This is a genomic window from Novipirellula methanifontis (genome assembly GCF_052161655.1).
In the GTDB taxonomy this organism is placed as follows: domain Bacteria; phylum Planctomycetota; class Planctomycetia; order Pirellulales; family Pirellulaceae; genus Novipirellula.
Genome location: NZ_CP197418.1, coordinates 3,060,432 through 3,078,878, shown reverse-complemented (window position 1 = coordinate 3,078,878; position 18,447 = coordinate 3,060,432). Strand labels below are relative to the sequence as shown.

The window sequence follows — 18,447 nt, the reverse complement described above, 5'->3', positions numbered from 1 at the left end:
CGATAGGTCTCCTTTAACAAAACATCGCACCAACGCGGCGGGCCGGTGTCGCGGCAACCGTTGCCACTCCCGCCACCGCGTTCGCAAGGTCATCGTGGCCGCCCGGTGGATGGTCGATAACGTCTCGGCCACCGGCACGCGTACGGCGTTCCAAACTCGCTAGCTGGTCTACCATGATTTCACAATCGGGCAACTCTATTTCCTGGCTACATAGCCGAGGCAATAGCTCGGCATACAGGATGGATTTTGGTTTGTCGGCCCGCTCGTAGCGGATGTCATTGTTCGTAAATGCACCGGCCACAAACTCCGCTGCGTAGTTGTCACCCGTCACCGCCCGTACGTTGTAGCCCTTCAATTCTTCTGCCATCTCGGCTATCACCCGATCCGGTGCAAACGGTGGCCGCCACCGCCGGGCATAGTCAACCACAACACGGCGTCCGTCGCGGTGGGCAATGGCCAGGGCCGCGTCGTCTAAACGTCCGCCGCTCAGGTCGGCGAAGCCCACATAGTCGATATAGGGGCGGGGCATCCGTTGGGGCATGCCCCGTGCAACCACCGCCTCAACCACCTCACGCGGGATGTAGTCGGCCACATCATCTCTAAATTCCGCTAGGTATTCGGACTTCGCGGCCTGCATATCCTCCGCCATCGCCTCATCAACAATTCGTTGCGGCAACGTCGGGTTCATCGTTCGGCTTGGGACGTTCCAAACCAATGTCTTCGCCGTCTCATTCCCGTGGTGGCGTTTATGTTGTTGGTAGCACCACCCCTTCCGGGCATAGGGGCTGCTGATGCAAATCAGCTTCCCATCGACGGTTGCAAGACTCGGTTTCAATGCCCGCACCAATTCGGTGTCATTCATCTTCGCGTCGGCCTCGTAGCCAAAAAAGCACGCCTCATCAACGATGGCCGCCAGCAACGTGTAGCCCCGGACGGTCCTGAAGTCACCGGCCATGATCTCGATACGTACGCCACCGCGTAACTCAAACCCGCCATCGGCTTCCCGCACCAACGCGGTCCTAAACAGCGGCAGCTCGAAGATCGCCCGCGTGTAGTCACGCACGATCCGCCCCTGGGCCTTCGTGGGTGCCACCACCGGCACAACTCCCTTCTCTCCTTTCGATAGTTTGGCGGCGTGTCCGGCCAGCACCGCTTCGTAGGCGGCTATGGTTGCGGCAATCCTGCTCTTTCCGCTTCGTCTTCCGGTCAAAAACAACGCTGTGCTAAACCCATCTTCGGGCAAACTGTCGGCGGACCGCCCGGTGGCGTATTGCACCAACCGGCGGCTGGCCGTGGCCCGCACCGGCAGGCCATACACCGCACGCAATGCCGTCAACCACGGACGCCACGTTTGCACGTCGCCAAAGAACGGTTGCAGCAGATTCTTATCTTTGATTGCTTTGGTAATGTTCATCGGCGTTGTTCCTCCAGGTAGGTTTGCAGGTCGCCGGTGTCCTTGATGTGCCGGTTCAATCCCAACGCCTTGAGCAGCCCGAGTAGTGCGTTGCTCATTTGTGTGTAAACGCCCGGGTCAAACATCCCGCTCTCGGTGGCCTCGCATTCCATCGTTTCCAACTGCAAGGCAATGAAGACGGCACGCTGGCAGAGCATTTCCTTTTGGTAGGACTCCGCCCCGGTATCCTCGCGTAGCATTTCGTACCGGTGGCGTATCGTCTTCGCGATGCCGTAGCGACCATCCAACTCATCCCATAGCCTGGGGATGAACGTCTTGGGGATCGCAACGTCCTTCTTCGTTTCGCTTCGTCGTCGTGCCATTGGTTCCGTTGTTGTTGGTTGTTCGTCTCCGGTGCATTGGCGGGCCACCCCGTTGGTAACCCGCTGGTAACATACCGCGTCGTTGCGGAGTCTCAACCCTTTTAATTCGCCGTATTTAGGTATCGGCTAACCGTCGTGCGGCTGACGCCCAGGGCGGTGGCGATCTCGCAATGCGTCAGGCCCCTTTCGCGTAGCTTCCGTGCCCGGTTTGGCCGGGCCTTCGTCGTGCCCGGTTTGCGGCCCTTGTAAACGCCTCGTCCCTTCGCGGCGTCAATGCCTGCCCGTTGGCGTTCCTTCATTGTCTCCAACTCCATCTCGGCTACCGCAAACAACACGCCCGCGATCAGTCGCCCGGTGACACCGGCAAGGTCGAGTTGTTGGGTGATGGATACAACCCGCACCCCGGCATCACACCATTCGGCCAACAGGTTTATGCCGTCGCGTTGGCTCCGTGCTAGGCGGTCCAGACGCCACGCTACGGCGGTCGCATGGTGGCCCGCGAAGATTGCGGCACGAAGCCGATCCAACGCGGGACGGGCCGTGGTCGTGGCCGTGTGTTTGTCCACATACCACGTAGCAGCGGCGGGGGCGTGTCCGTGGTTGTGCAACCACTCGGTAATCTGCTCGCGTTGTCCGGCTTCGTTTTGGCCGATGGTGCTCACGCGGATGTAAACGGCAATCGATTTCTTCATTGGGGCGGCTCCGGTGCAGGTTTTGGTTCACGTGCGATTAGCTTACGCCCTAATCCACACATCCTGTAAGCCTCGGCCCGGGCCGTTATTTCATGCGTTCATCATTGCCGTTGATGCCGCCACCCTAAATGCACATTCCCGTCCGTGGTCGTGTGCGGCATCGGTGGTGCCGGGGTAGGGGGTGAAATGGGGAGGAAGTGCGGAGCTGCTTTCTCGGCTCTTTTCCCCAGTTGCATTTCCTGCCAATCCTGGATGCTATTACTCCCCATACCGGATACCCTATGTACGTGTGCCGGTTGCCCGGCTGGTGTTAACGTTTACGGGGTGGCCGTTTTTTGCTGGGCTCCTTGTTGCCACTGACGGGAAGTGAGTTCCATTTCTCCACCTTGGCCGCCTTCATGTCGGCGTTGGCGGCCCTCTCCCCTTCTCTCTCATAGTCGCTGCGTCGCTTCCTCTTCTTCTTCGACTCGTCCTCCGGTGTTGGCCTGTGCATCTGGGCTGCCTGCTCCCGGTGGTACTCATCCCGGTCCCGGTAGTATGGTCCCTCGTAGGCTCCACATACCCGTTCCTTGAGGTCGGCGTTGGCAACCGCCAGCACATCATCCAGGGTGGCGTAAAGGATGCCGACTTCGTAGGAGTCCAGGCTGCGGAGATACTCGGCAAACTCGTCGCGTACGTCCTTGCGTACAATTTTTATACTTTCATTGTGCTCGTCATCTTCCCCGGCACCGGGGGCAGGCTTGGGTGGGCGTTTGACGATGTTAATGAACTTCGTGATACTCAAGTCTTCGCCACGGTCACGGGTGGCCTTGATGCGGGGGTCGTCCCAGAACCGGGCTACCCGCATGTACTGGCTCATGGTGCGATCGGCGGCTCCGAGTTGCTCGATCAGCTTCCGTTTCCAATCACCCCATTTTCCGCTTCCGCCTTTCCTCTTTTTCGCTTCGCAGAGCAACAGCCCGGCCTTGCGTGCGTGCTCCAACGCCACGCCCTCGGCCGTCCTGCACATCACATGTTCTTCGGAAATACTCTTTGCGAGTTCTGCCATACGTCTTTCAAGTGCTTGGCCCTTGAGGTGTTTGATTTCGGTTTGCGGTGTATCCATGATGATCCTTGGTGTTCACAAAACGGCATGGCCATGCCGTTTTGTACCATTGTCGCTGACGGCTGAAGCGACCTCAACCCACGTCTTGCCGCCCAGATCGCCCGCTGTCGCGTTGATGGTGCCGGGAGCGTATGACGCCGCCCGTGAAGCAGCAATGGGCAACACGGGCGGCGGGGGATTGATCTTACGCGGTGATTTCGAAGCGGTCCGGAGGCACGGTCAGCATCAGTCGCCGTCCGTTGTCCCAATCCACCCCAATCTGCGTGAACGCGGGACGGCTGGAAACGTGCGAGATGGCCCGCACGGTGCCCGTAGTGCCGATGGGCACCGGGTCCGGGTCGTCGGGCATGGTCAGGAGCCGGATACGGTCGCCGGGGATGGGTATGTTCATTGCACCGCTCCCTCGGCAACACCTGCAAACGCTCGACAGGCGTGCCATGCGTTCTTCAAGCAAAACTGACTCTCGGTGGGGTTGGGTTTGCCATAGGCCGCGTCCAGTTCCGCCACCATCGCACCGGTAACACCGGCGGCCAATCCGTGCCGTTGGATAATCACGCCCGCAAGATATGGCCGCGTTCGCATGGCCCGTACACCGGGCACCTTGGTGGTGTCGCCCTTCATAGGCGAGGGTGACTCCGGTGTCGGCGTGTGTTCTGCGACGAGTTTGCTTTCGGCGGCAATCACCTTCGGGTTCTTCCCGGCCTTGTCCTTGGCCATGTAAAATGCCTTCGCTTCGTGTGCGTCGTCAAATCGTTTGGTGCGGCGTTGGCCGGTGGTGCCCCAATCAAACTCGATGTTCACGGGTGGTGTCACGTTTCCAATCGCTTGGGTCTTCTTCTTGGCTGCCATCTTTCTTGTCTCCGGTGTAGGTGCTGGTTCATTGCCGCTACATGTTGCGGTCACGTACAGGGCAGCTTACGGAGACGATTGACGTGGGCAACTCCTGTTCGCGGAGACTCTCGGAAGTTTCTTGCAGGTTCTTTTTGGTGGCGTTGGTGGCTGTCCCGCACTAGAAGCAGCCTACGCCATCTCTAGGAACTCGGCGAATTGGGCCACGTTGTCGTAGCGTCCCAATTGGTCACGCCACGCGGCCAGGGCGGCCCGCACTTCGTCCGTTTCTAGGTCACCCTCTTCGTATGGCACCACACCGGCCACCAAATCGGGGCCACGGTAGAACGCGATGTCCCGGCCATCATTCATCATATCGGTGCGGGTGTACCGCAACTCATGCACGTGGCCCTGGTGCTCCGGGAAGATGGCACACCATCGGAGACGTTTCGGGTCGGTCAACCACAACGCCCCGGCCAGGGTTAGTGTTAGCATGGGTTGGTCGTGCAGCGGAAGCTGGATGGCGGCCCCATGGGCAATCAATTCTTCTAGTCGTTGTTCTGGTGTCATTTTAGTTTCCGTTGTTTTGGTGTGGCGTTGGCGATGTTGGCAGGGGCGGTGTGGCGGTCGCGTAGGCATGCCGTCTGGCGGTCCTGTTGGCCCGCTGTCGCGTTTACGGGGTGGTCTTGGCGTGACGGGCCATGTATTGGGTATTGGGGTGTCTGTCGCGGTGGTGTGTGTTCGGTTTGTAATTTTTAATACCAAACCTCACACTTGCTAACACCAACCACCGGTGGCCACACCCACCCACTACCCATGCATTATGCGTAAACCATTGTCGGGTATAGACTTAGTAAACACGTCGCACAACCGGCAAATAACCGAATCTCACGTGATAGTGGATCTGCATCATGGCCACTGCAAACTCGGCGTCACTCGCTCGGCAAATCAAACCATCGTGTATGCCTAGCACCGGTCGGTCCTCAATTGCAAATGCCCCCATCACCCGAAGCATTACCATCCCATCAAATGTTTGCAGCCAGGCTCCCAGTTCAATAAAAAAACGGTCGGCGATTTGTGGGTGGGCTTCCTCAATTCGTTTCACAATATCGCTCGGTGTCAGATCGTAGGCCCTAAGCATCGCCGCCCAAAACCGGCTCTCTTTATTCCGGTATAGCAACCCGCGTACTCCCAATTCTGCCGCCTTCCTGCTCGTCGTGTTGAGCATCACATTGGTCGCCCGCTTCACAAACAAACGGGCCAATGGCCGTTTCGCCTTGGTGCCCCAAACCTCGGGCAGAACGCGGTGTGTCCGGTAGGTATCTTCATCGGCGTCAATGTCAATTTTCCGCAAGTGGTAAACCATTCGCAGGTTCATGCTCGCATAGTCCAACTCGGCCACCGGTTCGCCGTCGATCTTCATCAATCGGCGTTCGTTAACGGTGAAATTCTGGGCTGATGTTGGTCCCCACGTATATAGGCGGGCATATCGCATCAGCTCGTCAATGTGTTGTTGCTTGATGCAAACGTTCGGCTGCGTTGCACGTAGGCGGCCGTCCGGCATCGTCTTAAACGCTTCCCATGTATGCCGCAGGTTTGATCTGTTGATCTTCTCAATTTTGTTTTCCACACGCTCTAGGTAGCCACCAATCGGCAGGTCGCCAATGGTTGTCGCCGTCTCAAGATCGGGTAGCGGTAATAGGTTTCCGCCTCGTTTTCGACTTTTCTTCAGCAGCACTAATGCTTCTGCCGTTGGTTCATTGGGCCTCATTGTGTTTCTCGTCAGTTCAAGGTTTGTCAGCTCTCTCAGCGGCCAATTTACAAAGTGTCTTGTGAGTGCTGCGGTGGCGAGGTAGCGGGTTTGCATACCACTCATTTCGGATCCAACGTGCTTCACAACTAACCCTGCTCGCTCGGCAGCATCCCACATGGCCACCCTCATTCGCACGCCGGGCTTCGTTTGGTCACGCGTATCCGCAACGCATGCACCAACAAGCTCGGCCAACACGGCGGCATTCAGGCAACAAATTGCAACCTCCACCTGCCGCTCACGTTTACGCGGCTTCAATTCAAAACCGGCCAAAAGCTCGGCCGTCGCATATCGTGCAAATTCCTCGGGGACGGTGGCTTCGTAAAACGGCACACTTGGCATCTCCCGCAGCCGGTCACTCCGGTGCATCGCCAGCCGTCGCTCGTGTCGGTTTGGTGGTCGCATTCCTCGTCTTTGGTTCATTGGTTCATCTGTGGTTTCGCCAACCGTCGCCGCGAGGGCACCCCACGCTGCATACAGGCTGTCAGTGCCCCTTTCCTAAAGCAGTTAGCAGTGAGTGACTTTCTCATAAAGGGCATCATGGCTTATCCAGCTCGTGCTAGTTCCATTAATAAGCAGCTTGAACTGCAAGTGTTCAAAAAAACCATACTTTTCTACATGGGATCGGAACGGTTGAATGTTGGGGCCACATGTGCAGTTGTAGAATAGCAATATCAACTCAAACGCTGACAGCTGGGCCCGAAGGATGTTCACATAGGACTGAGCAGTGTCTCCACCGTGCTCGTCGGCAAACTTCATGATCGTGTACAGGTTTCGAAAGTAGTGGTCGAGGTCCGCTGACTTTTTCTCACGAAAAATTTCATAAATCGATGCAAATTCTTCCTGACTTTTTATCTTTTGCTCTTCGGGACTCTGGCTCGGTTTCTTGCTTGCTACTAGCTTCTTGAGCTCTTGGTAAAATACTTCGAACACATCCCGACCTCTCACTATTTCCTCCGTGGGTTCACTCGGCTCGATGATGCCGTTCAATTTAGCGAATCGCCGCTGCCCTATCCTTTTGTACATAGATGTGCTTTTCTTTGTATCCAAATCATTCACAATTTGATTGTGCAAGGAAATCATTTGAAAAAACATGCTTTCAAACTGCTGTTTTCTAAAGGATGCATTTTGAGACTGCATCTCGTTGCGTTGTTGCTCAAGGACTTCTCTTGTATCCGCGAGTTCCTTCCGTTGTAGAACAAGTTCTTGCCGCTGAAGTAGAATTGCAACGACGACGCCTAGAAAGGCGAGACCAGAGAAGATGGCGTTGACGGCGCCAAACATGTCCCCGAATTCTCCCGCCGTAGCTGGTTTTTTTCCGGTTACAAACTGCACGACTGCCGGCGTTGTAATGACGGCGACTAGGATGCACACGGCAATAAGCATCACGACACCCCAATGAACCCACGTAAAAGGTGATTCTTCCTCTGCAATTGTTTGGTCGGCTTGTGTCATTCTTATTCGCTTTATTGTTACTTAACCTAGTGGGCACCGTATAGCAGCGTCGCATAGCTTCGAACCATCTGGGGACTAAAAACGCCCCGCTGTCTCAGTTCCCTATCCACGTCCAACCAACCAGCTGGGCAGCGGCCCGACTGGACTGGCAAACCATTCCGTTCGCACGTCGAGGGCGGACGGTTGTATGTTACTAAATTGAGCCGCACACACCATACTAGCCCACAAGGACAAGAGGATGCGGTGGTGCAACGGCGGGAGCTACCCGCCTACCCATTTGCGTCAGTCTCGTTGTTAGTTGTTAGTTCCTGCTACGCAATCGACGCCGTCCAGGGCGAAACGGAGGGGCATACTAGATAGCGTTGGACACGTCAGGTTCGATGGGCTGCCCAGTCACGGGAAACCGTGGTCGCGGCGGAACGTCGAAGATGCGATGCGTCGATATTGCGGCATTGTTCGCAGCAGCGATCCTGCGTGGCAACCCAGACAGCGTCGTGATTCCATTCGATACGCGAGCCTATAAGGCAAAGGTCGATACAAGCGATACGATCCTGTCACTGTCAGCACGCTTGTCGAAGTACGGAGGCGGAGGAACGGACTGCTCGTTGCCATTTGTCGAAGCCAACACACGCTACGCAAAGCAAGCCTTCGCTGGCGTCGTGCTGGTCAGCGACAACGAAAGCTGGATCACCTCGGGACGTCGTTACGGCTACGGCCAAAACGGCTCAACCGGCGTGATGACGCAGTGGGAGAAGTTCAAGAAGACGCAGCGTGGACTTGGCGTTGCCGATCCAAAGCTAGTCTGCATCGACATCCAACCCTACGGAACCAGCCAAGCACCCGAGCAAGACGACATCCTAAACATCGGCGGCTTCAGTGACGCCGTGTTCAACGTCGTCTCATCGTTCCTAGAGAACGACGCATCCCGCTTCGTCCGCGAAGTCGAATCCGTCGACCTATAAGCCGAAAGGCGAGCGGAAATCCGAAACGCCCGCGGAGGAGCAATCCCCCCGCGGGCGTTTTTCGTTTCCTCTGAGGATGCTGTACTGAACCGATGCGTGGCGATAGTGTCTTAGTTGGCTATGAGAATCACATCCATCGAATCGAAACTGCTTGCTGAAATACGGTATCTGAACGCAGGTCGTGGACCTGGCGACTTCTACAACGATGTCGTCCCGGTTCATCGCGGCTTCGTTGATGCATTGCCCGAGGGCACGTCTGCAATTGTCGTCACGGCCGACCTTCAAGGACGCGAGACTTTCGAGTCGGCTTGCGGACAACCGCTGCGGCTTCTAGGCGAAGTCCTTCCGGCGATGCTGCGCGCGGATGTAATCCCCAGTCTCGGTCTGCCAAAGGGAGACATCGGTGTATTGCTTGCTGGTGATTTCTACACCGTCCCGGCACTCGACAAACGCGGCGGCAGCGGCGACGTACGGCCCGTCTGGGACGCGTTCGCCTCTGAGTTCGACTGGGTTGTCGGCGTCGCAGGAAACCACGACACGTTCGCGGACGGGGCGAACCGGCCGCGTTTCACTGGCTCGGTTCACTTCCTAGACAACGAGCAAGTGACGATCGGAGGCGTTTCGATCGCCGGACTGAGCGGTATCACAGGAAACCCAAGACGCCCCTGGCGACGCACCGAAGACGACTATGTCGAGACACTTGGCATGCTCTTGTGCGAGGAGCCAGCGCTCACGCTCATGCACGATGGACCTGATGCTCCAGAGCGTGGATTCCGTGGATCACCACGAACCCGAGAAGTCTTCGAGCAATCCGCGAGCACGCTTGTTGTCAGGGGCCACTCACATTGGCCGGAGCCTCTTGCCGAGCTCTCATCCGGAACGCAAGTTCTCAATGTGGACGCGAGAGTCGTTATCTTGACTGAGAACGAAACGTGAACCCAACCATCATCAATCAACAATGACCATCGCCTGCATCGACGTCGGCTACACCGAGTCCGAAACCGATCCAACGACAGCGATCGCTGCCTGCGTTGTCATCAACGACTGGAGCGATGCTGCATCATTGAGCGAGTTGGTCGTCAATGTCGATGCCGTCGAAGACTATCAACCTGGCCAGTTCTATCTGCGTGAATTGCCGTGCATCAAGGCGGTCCTTGGCGAACTTCCGATTCCTCCAACGCACATCGTCATTGACGGCTACGTATGGTTGGACGACCTCGACCATCCTGGCCTCGGCAAATACCTTCACGATGCTCTGAATCAAACGATTCCCGTGATCGGCGTCGCGAAGAATCCATTCAAGCGATCGCTACACGCTCACGAGCTACACCGAGGCGGCAGTGCTCGACCGCTATACATCACGTCTGTCGGCATACCCATCTCCCAAGCAGCGAGCAATATCGCTGCGATGCATGGCCCGCATCGATTTCCAGCCATCCTCAAGCGAGTCGATCGACTCAGCCGAGGAGAACAACCAGCATGAATGATGTGCTCAAACGCTTCGCCGACTTACCGTGGGTCGAAATCGCTCTCGGTGCGAGAGAGAAACGTTTTAATGACGCAAACCAGAGTATCCGCTTAGTTCAGTTCTCCCCGCCATTTGTCGAGCTCGAACCCTGCACCAAGACACATATCGGTTTTGTCGTCAGCGGCGAATTCGCAATCGAGTTCACTGATTCGCGTGTTCAATTTCGCGAGGGCGACGCACTTTCGATTCCAGCCGGCCCTGCCACTGCCCACCGAGCGATCATCACGCAAGAGGTAATCCTATTCCTGGTCGAGCCGACATCGAGGTGGCGACCACGGTAGCTGCCTACTCATGTAATACCATTTCCAACCTCAACGACAAACCCATTGTTCTTCAACTTGGCCGCGAGATTGCAGCATGAACAGTTGATGTACTGCGTCGCACCGCGAGTGAACATCCCGTAGTTGCTGATGCCTTTCTCGTCGTGCAAATGCCCGAAAGCGTGCATCTTCGGCTTGATTCGCTCATCGACATGTCGCCGTAGAGCAGCACATCCGACCTGGACGAGTGCTTGCGATTCGATGTCATGCGTGACATCCAGGACTCCCTTCGGCGGGCCGTGCGTAATCAGGATGTCGACATCATCGGGAACCGATTGCCAAACGAGATCGAGCTTCCCACGCTTCTTCATGTACGCCCAGTCATGAAAACGAGGCGTGTACGGCGAACCGAACAGCTTCAGCCCGTTCCACTGCATAGACTCATGGACCAGGAACCGAACACCGGGATACTCCTGGGCGCGGATCAGTCCCTGTTCCACAGCAGTCGAGTGATTCCCCGGAACGAACACTTTATTTGCGATGTCTAACGCCGAGTACCAATCAAAGAACCGTCTCGCCTCGGGTTCATTCATCCAAGCATTCCCGTGCGTCGATTCATCACCGCAGTGAATCACCAAGTCCACCTCTGGAACCTGTAACCCAAGGTGCTCGTTGTGAGTGTCAGAAATGAACCAAATCTTCATGTAGAGTCTTCTCGATGGAAATCAGTGTATTGAACCCACTGGCGATCAAGTTACACAGAATACGGATCTATGCGATGGTCTGACAGTCGATACGATGATCGAGGTTCAGTGCTTATCCGTCATGTCAGCCGAATTCGTCATTTGGTAGACTGCTCCGCTAAATTCATTACGTGATGTTGGGGCAATGAAATATGGCGGAATCGCAACAAAGTGGCTGCCTTGGTTTCTTTTTCAAACTGTTGGGCATCCGTCCAGGTGCTGGATCGGGACAAGGAAAGAAGGACCTCCCGTACCGTCTGCGCGACAATTTCCTGTCGGCCGCCGAGCTGGCCTTCTATCGCGTCCTTGAGCAAGCGGTCGGGCAAACCTACTCGATCAACAACAAGGTGCGACTGTGGGACATGTTGTACGTCCCGCGAAGAGACGACAGCCGCACGTACGAAAACAAGATCAGCAGCAAGCACATCGACTTCCTGCTATGCGACCCCACAACGATGCAGCCGGTTCTTGCCATCGAACTCGACGACGCCAGCCACAATCCTAAAGACCGACAGGATCGCGACGCCTTCCTCGACCAAGCCCTCGCCGCCGCTGACCTGGCCATCCTGCACATCAAAGCCGCTCGCACCTATTCAATCGCCGAAGTCCAACAACAAATCGCGAGCGTTCTGCCCGAAACCGCGTCCAACATGTCAGCCCCACCGCCATTGCCAGCGGAACCAAGCGAACACTCCTGCCCAAAGTGCCACACCGCAATGGTCCAACGCAAAGCAGCAAAAGGCGCACACGCCGGCAAACGCTTTTGGGCGTGTACAAACTACCCGAAGTGTCGTGAGATCATCGGAATTGAATGACAGGTCGCACTTGGCGGGACTACAGGATTCCGAAAACTTCGGAGTGTACTTGTTTTATTCGTTTGATGTCGTCGGCGAATCCAACACCTGGAAAAAAGTCAAAGACTTCATCGTAGGGATTTACCAGGTAGAATAATGCAGCGGCGGCTTGAATCGCATTTGCTGTTTCAGTATCAGTTCTAAGAGACCCTTCGCATAGCTGAAGAAGCGATTGGATTTCATCACTTGCTTCCAACAGTTTCGCAGACTTCTTTGAGTAAAACTTCCGAACCATCGAAATGAAATCAGATTTCAATCGGTCGTCACCGAGGATTCGCTCAGCCTGCTTTAAAGCTGAATTCCAAGCGGCATCGCCTACAAATGGCGAAAGATTGATCATGTAGATCGGAAGGAGCTTCTCGAGCGAATCCTGTTCGATGTCATCACCGATATTTTCGCGGATTCGTTTGACGATGTCTTCTTGTCTTGGCTGGCCAAACACGAGTCGATAAATCGTCAAGTCACGTTTCAATCGTCGGTACTGATGAATGTCGCGACTTGCGTTGTAAAAAATAAGATGCCGCCGAAGTATTTCCGTATTCTCGTCCTTTGGCTTGTATATCCAATGTGGAAATAACCCATGCTTGAATGTTTGATCGTTCATTGGCTCTTCCTTGATGGCATCAAACACCCACTCCCAGGGAAGTCCGCTTGGTTCCAATTCGGCTCGCTGCGAGGCAAATGTCTTCAATTCTCGAAGAGGATAGTCACGAGCGATCATGTCACGAATTGCAAGGCTGTTGTGTCGATTGATTCGGCCTTCTCGCTGCTCCAAGTCGACAGGGTTCGACGGAAGGTTCCAATGAACAATGTCTTTGCAGTACCAGTGAAAATCGAGCCCTTCCTGGCCGACTGATGTTGTTGCCAAGACAAACGGCCAGAACGGGGAGTTGAACGCGGTTCGGACATCTGACTTTCTTGACTTTCGGTCTATTCCACCCTCTCGTTCAACGCTGGTGTCTTCACCAAATGACAGGGCGAAATGCGTCGCTCCCACGATCGGCGAATTGGTCTGGAACCGACCTTTTGAATCGGGCATATTCAGACGAGGAGTACCAGTGTTCATTGAAAAAGCAGTGCCAACCTGCTCAGCTAGTTTCTCCGCTCGTGATTTGTTTTTGTTGCCGCTAACGTTACCCATTTCAAGGTACACAAATTCATCAAGCACAGCCTGCAAGTGTCCGCGAGCACAGTAGTCCAGCACTTTGTCTACGTAACTGCCACCTCTACCGTGCCGATCGACGATTGATTGTACTAACGGCCGATTGAAATAGTTGCGAACTTGACTCAGGCAAATCGATCCAACCATCGCAAACAAATCAATCACGGTTTCCTTCGTATTCGTCTTTGTATTGGTGGTTAGTACTTCATCGGCAACTCGTAAGAAGCTGCGCAGCAAAGAAATCGTCGGCGAATACAACGCGATTCGTAGAATTCGGCCGAGCGATTTTTCGGTTACGACCAGACGCGAGTTGTTTGTATGCAATGACTGTCGAAACCACTGAGCGTACTTGTCCTGGCATTGGGAAAACCAGTCGACACCATCTTCTTTCGTGACTGAAGGGTTCAAGTCGCGATCGGCGATCAAACGCGAGAGTGCACCACTGAATTCATTGCCTATCACTGCAGCGTAGTTGGACTCAATGGCAGCAATGACCTGCCAAATATCTGACGCCTTTCCCGACTTTCGGTAAGCAACCCCTTCTGGCAGCAACTTAAGTAGTTCTTCGCGAGCCGCACGTTCCACAGCGGATTGATCAGGTTCGGCATCGTGTCGTGCTGAACATCGAAGCAGGTCGATCCCACCTGCAAGCGCCAGGGAAGGGAAGCAAACGTTGAACAGCGATAGACTGCCGCTCTTGAACGAAAGCGGCGAACTCGTGGAGCGATCCCTATCAAATCGAATGCGGCGTTCGCTTTCTGCACTGGCGAGGTAAGCGATCGTCTTTGGAACGAAATGCCAATGCGAAAAGATCAAGAACTTTGATGGTTTGCGTTTTCCGTAGAAACGGTCGCGATAGTAAGTAAAACGAGGTTTTATCCAAAGAAATGGCCAATCGTCTTTGGCTTGGTCATCATCACCGAAAACCTTCTTGAACAACTGTCGAAACTTTAGATTTGACGTTGCCGACTTTCTCAAGCTGGCTTCCGGTAGCAATAGGTGTTTAGGAACAACGCCACCAAGTTTGTCATCCCGAGCACGCAGCTTGGAAATCAGAGAGTAGTGACCGTCCATGAACGAAAGCAACGAAGGTCCAGATTTCCAAAAGTCTTCGATAGAGCGCGCGTATTCGCCAGCGAGCCCAGACTCTTGCAGCATGAAACGGCGAAGTTCCAGATACTGCCCTAGCTCCTCACCTTGGGGAAATTGACCAGCGAGATCAATTCCATCCACAGGAATTTCGTTGATGCCCTTCTTGGAATCGTCGAGGTAACGATTCCGTTCCGTGCGGCACATCACAGTACACAAATCCGTTTCGATAGCATGCTTTTTCTGAAGCAGATCTTCATCAACGGTCTCGATCTGAGAAATGGACTCCAGCTTAGTGCGAAAGTTTTCTAGGTTTGCTTTGAGACTGCCGACGCGACTGTCGCGGGTATCACACTTCTTCAAGAAGGCGTATGTCTCCAAGAAGTCTTGGTGATGATCTTCGTCTTCATGCCCCATCGTGTACATCTTGTAGGGTGTTGCCGACAGGATCAGAACCTTGGCTCCATTCATTGACAGAAGCTTCGATTCAACTGATGACTCGTTGCGTGAGTTGATCAGCACATCTCGAAATCTTTGAAACTCATCCATTACCACCAAATCCGGATTGAGGTGATCTAAAGAGGCGAGGGCCAAGCACGTGCGAAGTTCGCTGATCACCCGGCTGCGATTCCTTTTAGTCCAATCCTGTTTGCCAAACCGAGCGAAATCTTGCGCTGTCGTAACAACGGCGGAATCGAGTCGCATTCTCGTTGGAGTCTTTTCTGCATCAATAACGTCGACGAAAGTCTTGCGAACGAGTGCCGCCCAGCGTCTTGCAAACCCTGCTTTGATGTCGCTGCCAAATTCAAAGTTCAATGACCTTTTGTCAGTTTCCTCCATCCAGCGGTCGGGATCGGCCGAGCAGCAAAAGAGCGAGCGAAGCCGTTTGCTCAATCGAAAATCGAACTGCCGACTTAACAAAAGGAGCAGCAGCTTTCGCTCACGAATGACTCCGGTTGCCTGGCCGAGATTTAGGGAGGTTCCAGGCGTAAAAGAGTAGATTCGGAGAGCAGACGTCCGTGAACGCTCCATGGCGAGCGTCATTAGCGTAAGCCGTTCCTTTAACGGTCTTGAGGCAGACTCGGCCGACACGAGCTTCTCTGCGTTCTGCGATGCTATTTCCAGGTTCGAGCAGAGATAGACTACGGTGAAAGACTTTTTTTTTCGACTTAGGTTTTCAATCACGCCGCGTGCAATCAGAGTCTTGCCAAGGCCAACCTCATCCGCCAGCAAGAATCGCCCGGAGCCGTTTTCGTGAAGCATCCGCACGATGCGATCAACCGCTGCCTGTTGAAATTCCTTTAGGTCCGCCATCTTTCAAGCTCCATGCACTTTGATGAACGATTCCTTGAAAGACAACCAGAAGGCTCGGAAATCATCACCGACGTATTGTTCACCTTCACCATCTTTTCCATCGAAGGTTTCGAGCATGCGAGTGATCTCACCAATTCTTGATGCGTCCTCGGTACATGATCGCATCACGTCTTCGATGAACACATCCGAAGCCATCAAATCACGTCCGTTGCCACCACCCGTTCTGCCAGTGAGGATTCGTCGAATGTCTTTCCTGGATGCCGCGGCGTCGTCAAAGAGGAGTGCAGTTAGAAATTTTGCAAATTGTCGGGCCGAAAGCTCCTCTTTTAGCAACGCTTGATCTCGACTTTCGAGCAGATTGGCAAAATCATGCGATGATGCCTTGAGCACCAGCTGACACGAAATGGCGGTTGGTTCATGGTGAATGGAGAAGCCGACAAACTCAGTCAATTTGCTGACCGTCACCTCGTACGAAATGCCACCTGCGAAAGCCTGGTCGATAAGGCGATCGCTGCGTGAAACGCCCCCGCTGTCATCCATTAGGGAGATAGGCGTCGCCGTGATGTGGAAACCATCACCGCGATACTGTTCTAGTTCTGCTCGAATTCCTTGACATTCCGATGCAAGTGATAGAGTATTTTTCTTGTCGTCGAACGACAACGAGAAACGCAGCGATTTAAGAAGTTTCTGAATCGCCCCTATGAGATTTCCAATCTTCTCTTCGTCCGTTTCATCTTCACGGTTTTCCCAGTCGTCGAACGTGTATTGCTCGATCCATGGCCGACACTTGTCATCCTGCAAAACAAACTGCTGCACAAACTGCGAAGCCTTGATCGACGGATCAAACGACATCATCGCTTCGCAATTTGGTCCTTCCCATGCGCTGTGCGACGCGTTTGCTGATCCAATCAGCATCGAACGCTCCTGCCCACGCTCAAGCAAGAACAACTTGGCGTGCAGACTTAATTGAGTGCTTACATCAGATGACGAATCGTCATTGACCACGTAAGTTTCCAGCGTTCCATTCTTCAACCGAGCTGCCAGTGATGAATTGAGCTGGAGATCCAGTTCCCTCATCGTCGAGACCAAAATAACTTGCTTGAAACGATCACAGATTTTTGTAATCAGGCCAGTGCTTAAGAACGGCGAAACCACAACGGCGACATCACCGTCGGCTGAGGATATTGTTAGTCCTGATACCTGTGACACTGTGGATACGGAAAACGACGATGACGAGCCATTTCAATTAACAAGCGTCCCCAAGACGACGCGCCCCAAGAGATAACATGAACAGCGGATCGACAATATGACAGAGCAACCGAATCGAACGGAGAAGCACAAAGCTGCTCGTGATTCGTTACCTGAGAACCTCAGAGATGTATTTGATGATTTTGTTGACGACTACAAATTTGCGGGAGCGATGAAACACGGCTCTCCGTTTGTCTCATACGTCATCCTCGCTGAAATGGTGAGGGCAGGCTGGAGAAGGAGCGCCCCGGCAATTGAAGACGACAACTCAAGCAATTAGCGATAATGGCGAGCAAGCGAAGCAGTCGCAGCCGGTTTGGGAGTGCTTTGGTCCTCGCTTTTACGATTGGCAATTGGCTCAAACCCCCGAAGAATCCTGGGCCGAATGCCACCTCCACGCCCGAAACCTCCTCGGCCAAGCCGCCTGCGAGAAGTTGGTGGCTGGTGATTCGGAGTTAGGGGTTGGTGAAGAGCAGATGACGACCCAGGTTCGCGAAGACGATGAGCCGTTTCAATTGAGCAGCGAGCCAAAGTCATCGAAACGAACGAAGCCGACGCCGTTGTTGGATGACCTTGAGTGATTGACCTTGAATTATTCTTGCAAGAAGTCAGCGGTTACTTGTCTTAGGCGTCGCCTGCTTTCCGTCAAGTTCGGGTCGGCTCCGTTGCGCTCAATGGTCGCAAGAGTCATAAATTCAAGTAGAAGTCGGCTGGAAGGCAGCTTGGCAAGCAGCCAAGAACCCCAGTCGTCGCCGTCTAGATAGCAGGTCAAGTAGTCTTTGTTCCTAAAGGGATGGTGATACCGAACGCAGGTCTCTTGTTCTGGAGTAAGACGGACAAAGAATGGTGCGAGGCGGTGATGCCGATACATCGACTCGACTAAGTTGCGGATAGTCGCCGTGACGAGATCATCGTGCTGATCCAATAGATCGTTGCGATGGCGATCAAACAGTTGATACGCGATCTGATCGGCGTCGTCGTCGATTGCCAACCGCGATACTGGGTAGGTTCCCTGGATCGCAGCCGCAGCTACGTGCTCGGGACGAATGCGACCTGCACCGACATCGCTCATTACCGCATTGGCGTGAGCGTCGTCGTCAGTGTGTCGGCGAAGCATTTCGACAACCCAGCGCTGCCATCTTCGGTCAAGCTCGTCAGCCGGCGGCCAAGTTTCTAAGTCAACCAAGGGCAACCTTGCCGCTTGAAAGACCGCTAACACGAATGTCGCACAGGTTAGTCCCGTATCGGTCGGGTCAAGAAGAAGCTCCCCTGTGATGCCATCAAAAACGTCGTTGGGGGGCGTGAATCCGTAAGAGATTCCGCCGCCTAAGTAGCGGCGTGCAATTCGACGACACAGCGCACTGACCGCTTGAAGCCGTTCCTCGATGAAGTCGCATTCGATAATGAAGTACGAATTTGCAACTTCTTCCTCGGCAAGATCTTGGTGAAATCTTAAATGCAACAGCTTGATGCTGTCCGATGATTTTCGGAAAACGACGCCAGCATGAAGTTGATGCGGGCGTTCCAAATCGGGAATGCCGATCGCAATCGCTGCATGCTCAATGGAATCGACATCCAAGTTCTCGGGCGCATGAACTCTGTCCACAGTTGTTCAATTCCG

At 54.3% G+C, this 18,447-nt stretch carries 19 protein-coding genes; 6 read left to right on the top strand and 13 right to left on the bottom strand.

Annotation, left to right across the window (positions count from 1 at the left end; all coding sequences use genetic code 11):
* Window positions 1–13: 13 nt before the first annotated feature.
* The 9 genes from SH528x_RS10945 to SH528x_RS10905 form a co-directional block, all read right to left on the bottom strand.
* The gene (locus SH528x_RS10945; protein WP_442510564.1) at window positions 14–1,414 is read right to left on the bottom strand and encodes a hypothetical protein; all 1,401 of its coding nucleotides are present in this window, start codon (window positions 1,412–1,414) and stop codon (window positions 14–16) included.
* Window positions 1,411–1,776 (bottom strand): hypothetical protein, encoded by a 366-nt coding sequence (locus SH528x_RS10940; RefSeq protein ID WP_442510563.1) that lies wholly within the window; start codon window positions 1,774–1,776, stop codon window positions 1,411–1,413. The genes SH528x_RS10945 and SH528x_RS10940 overlap by 4 nt, the downstream gene beginning before the upstream one ends.
* Before the next feature lie 101 nt (window positions 1,777–1,877).
* Complete coding sequence (locus SH528x_RS10935) at window positions 1,878–2,468, bottom strand: recombinase family protein (RefSeq protein WP_442510562.1); 591 nt, start codon at window positions 2,466–2,468, stop codon at window positions 1,878–1,880.
* Between the two features lie 310 nt (window positions 2,469–2,778).
* Entirely contained in the window at window positions 2,779–3,573 is a 795-nt protein-coding gene (locus SH528x_RS10930; protein ID WP_442510561.1) for a hypothetical protein, read from the bottom strand.
* Between the two features lie 184 nt (window positions 3,574–3,757).
* Window positions 3,758–3,964 (bottom strand): DUF4314 domain-containing protein, encoded by a 207-nt coding sequence (locus SH528x_RS10925; protein WP_442510560.1) that lies wholly within the window; start codon window positions 3,962–3,964, stop codon window positions 3,758–3,760.
* A complete protein-coding gene (locus tag SH528x_RS10920; protein WP_442510559.1) occupies window positions 3,961–4,422 on the bottom strand; it encodes a hypothetical protein in 462 nt (153 codons plus the stop codon). Before SH528x_RS10920 ends, SH528x_RS10925 begins: the two co-directional genes overlap by 4 nt.
* Before the next feature lie 171 nt (window positions 4,423–4,593).
* Window positions 4,594–4,971: a hypothetical protein gene (locus tag SH528x_RS10915; RefSeq protein WP_442510558.1), complete on the bottom strand. Its 378-nt coding sequence runs from the start codon at window positions 4,969–4,971 to the stop codon at window positions 4,594–4,596.
* A 280-nt stretch (window positions 4,972–5,251) separates the two neighbouring features.
* A complete protein-coding gene (locus SH528x_RS10910) occupies window positions 5,252–6,634 on the bottom strand; it encodes a hypothetical protein (protein WP_442510557.1) in 1,383 nt (460 codons plus the stop codon).
* 84 nt (window positions 6,635–6,718) lie between these two features.
* Window positions 6,719–7,666, bottom strand: coding sequence for a putative phage abortive infection protein (locus SH528x_RS10905; RefSeq protein ID WP_442510556.1), 948 nt, complete (start codon window positions 7,664–7,666; stop codon window positions 6,719–6,721).
* Between the two features lie 362 nt (window positions 7,667–8,028).
* Here SH528x_RS10905 and SH528x_RS10900 point away from each other — a divergent pair, with 362 nt between their 5' ends.
* The 4 genes from SH528x_RS10900 (at window position 8,029) to SH528x_RS10885 (ending at window position 10,437) form a co-directional block, all read left to right on the top strand.
* Window positions 8,029–8,628 carry a vWA domain-containing protein gene (locus tag SH528x_RS10900; RefSeq protein ID WP_442510555.1) on the top strand — a complete coding sequence of 200 codons (600 nt, stop codon included), beginning with the start codon at window positions 8,029–8,031 and terminating at the stop codon, window positions 8,626–8,628.
* A gap of 120 nt (window positions 8,629–8,748) precedes the next feature.
* Entirely contained in the window at window positions 8,749–9,564 is an 816-nt protein-coding gene (locus tag SH528x_RS10895; protein WP_442510554.1) for a metallophosphoesterase family protein, read from the top strand.
* A gap of 22 nt (window positions 9,565–9,586) precedes the next feature.
* Window positions 9,587–10,111, top strand: a complete 525-nt coding sequence (locus SH528x_RS10890; protein WP_442510553.1) for an endonuclease V — start codon at window positions 9,587–9,589, stop codon at window positions 10,109–10,111.
* Window positions 10,108–10,437: a phosrestin gene (locus tag SH528x_RS10885; protein ID WP_442510552.1), complete on the top strand. Its 330-nt coding sequence runs from the start codon at window positions 10,108–10,110 to the stop codon at window positions 10,435–10,437. Before SH528x_RS10890 ends, SH528x_RS10885 begins: the two co-directional genes overlap by 4 nt.
* Window positions 10,438–10,445: 8 nt before the next feature.
* On the opposite strand, the gene SH528x_RS10880 is transcribed toward SH528x_RS10885, so the two are convergent.
* Window positions 10,446–11,120, bottom strand: a complete 675-nt coding sequence (locus tag SH528x_RS10880) for a metallophosphoesterase family protein (protein ID WP_442510551.1) — start codon at window positions 11,118–11,120, stop codon at window positions 10,446–10,448.
* Window positions 11,121–11,311: 191 nt separating this feature from the next.
* On the opposite strand from SH528x_RS10880, the gene SH528x_RS10875 reads away from it, so the two are divergent.
* A complete protein-coding gene (locus tag SH528x_RS10875; protein WP_442510550.1) occupies window positions 11,312–11,974 on the top strand; it encodes a DUF2726 domain-containing protein in 663 nt (220 codons plus the stop codon).
* A gap of 19 nt (window positions 11,975–11,993) precedes the next feature.
* Here the strand turns inward: SH528x_RS10875 and SH528x_RS10870 are convergent, their stop codons facing one another.
* Window positions 11,994–15,578 (bottom strand): DEAD/DEAH box helicase family protein, encoded by a 3,585-nt coding sequence (locus SH528x_RS10870; RefSeq protein WP_442510549.1) that lies wholly within the window; start codon window positions 15,576–15,578, stop codon window positions 11,994–11,996.
* A 3-nt stretch (window positions 15,579–15,581) separates the two neighbouring features.
* Entirely contained in the window at window positions 15,582–16,655 is a 1,074-nt protein-coding gene (locus SH528x_RS10865; RefSeq protein ID WP_442510548.1) for a hypothetical protein, read from the bottom strand.
* Between the two features lie 425 nt (window positions 16,656–17,080).
* Here SH528x_RS10865 and SH528x_RS10860 point away from each other — a divergent pair, with 425 nt between their 5' ends.
* Window positions 17,081–17,407, top strand: coding sequence for a hypothetical protein (locus SH528x_RS10860; RefSeq protein WP_442510547.1), 327 nt, complete (start codon window positions 17,081–17,083; stop codon window positions 17,405–17,407).
* A gap of 11 nt (window positions 17,408–17,418) precedes the next feature.
* Here SH528x_RS10860 and SH528x_RS10855 read toward each other — a convergent pair whose 3' ends face one another.
* Window positions 17,419–18,432, bottom strand: a complete 1,014-nt coding sequence (locus tag SH528x_RS10855) for a hypothetical protein (protein WP_442510546.1) — start codon at window positions 18,430–18,432, stop codon at window positions 17,419–17,421.
* Window positions 18,433–18,447 lie beyond the last annotated feature (15 nt).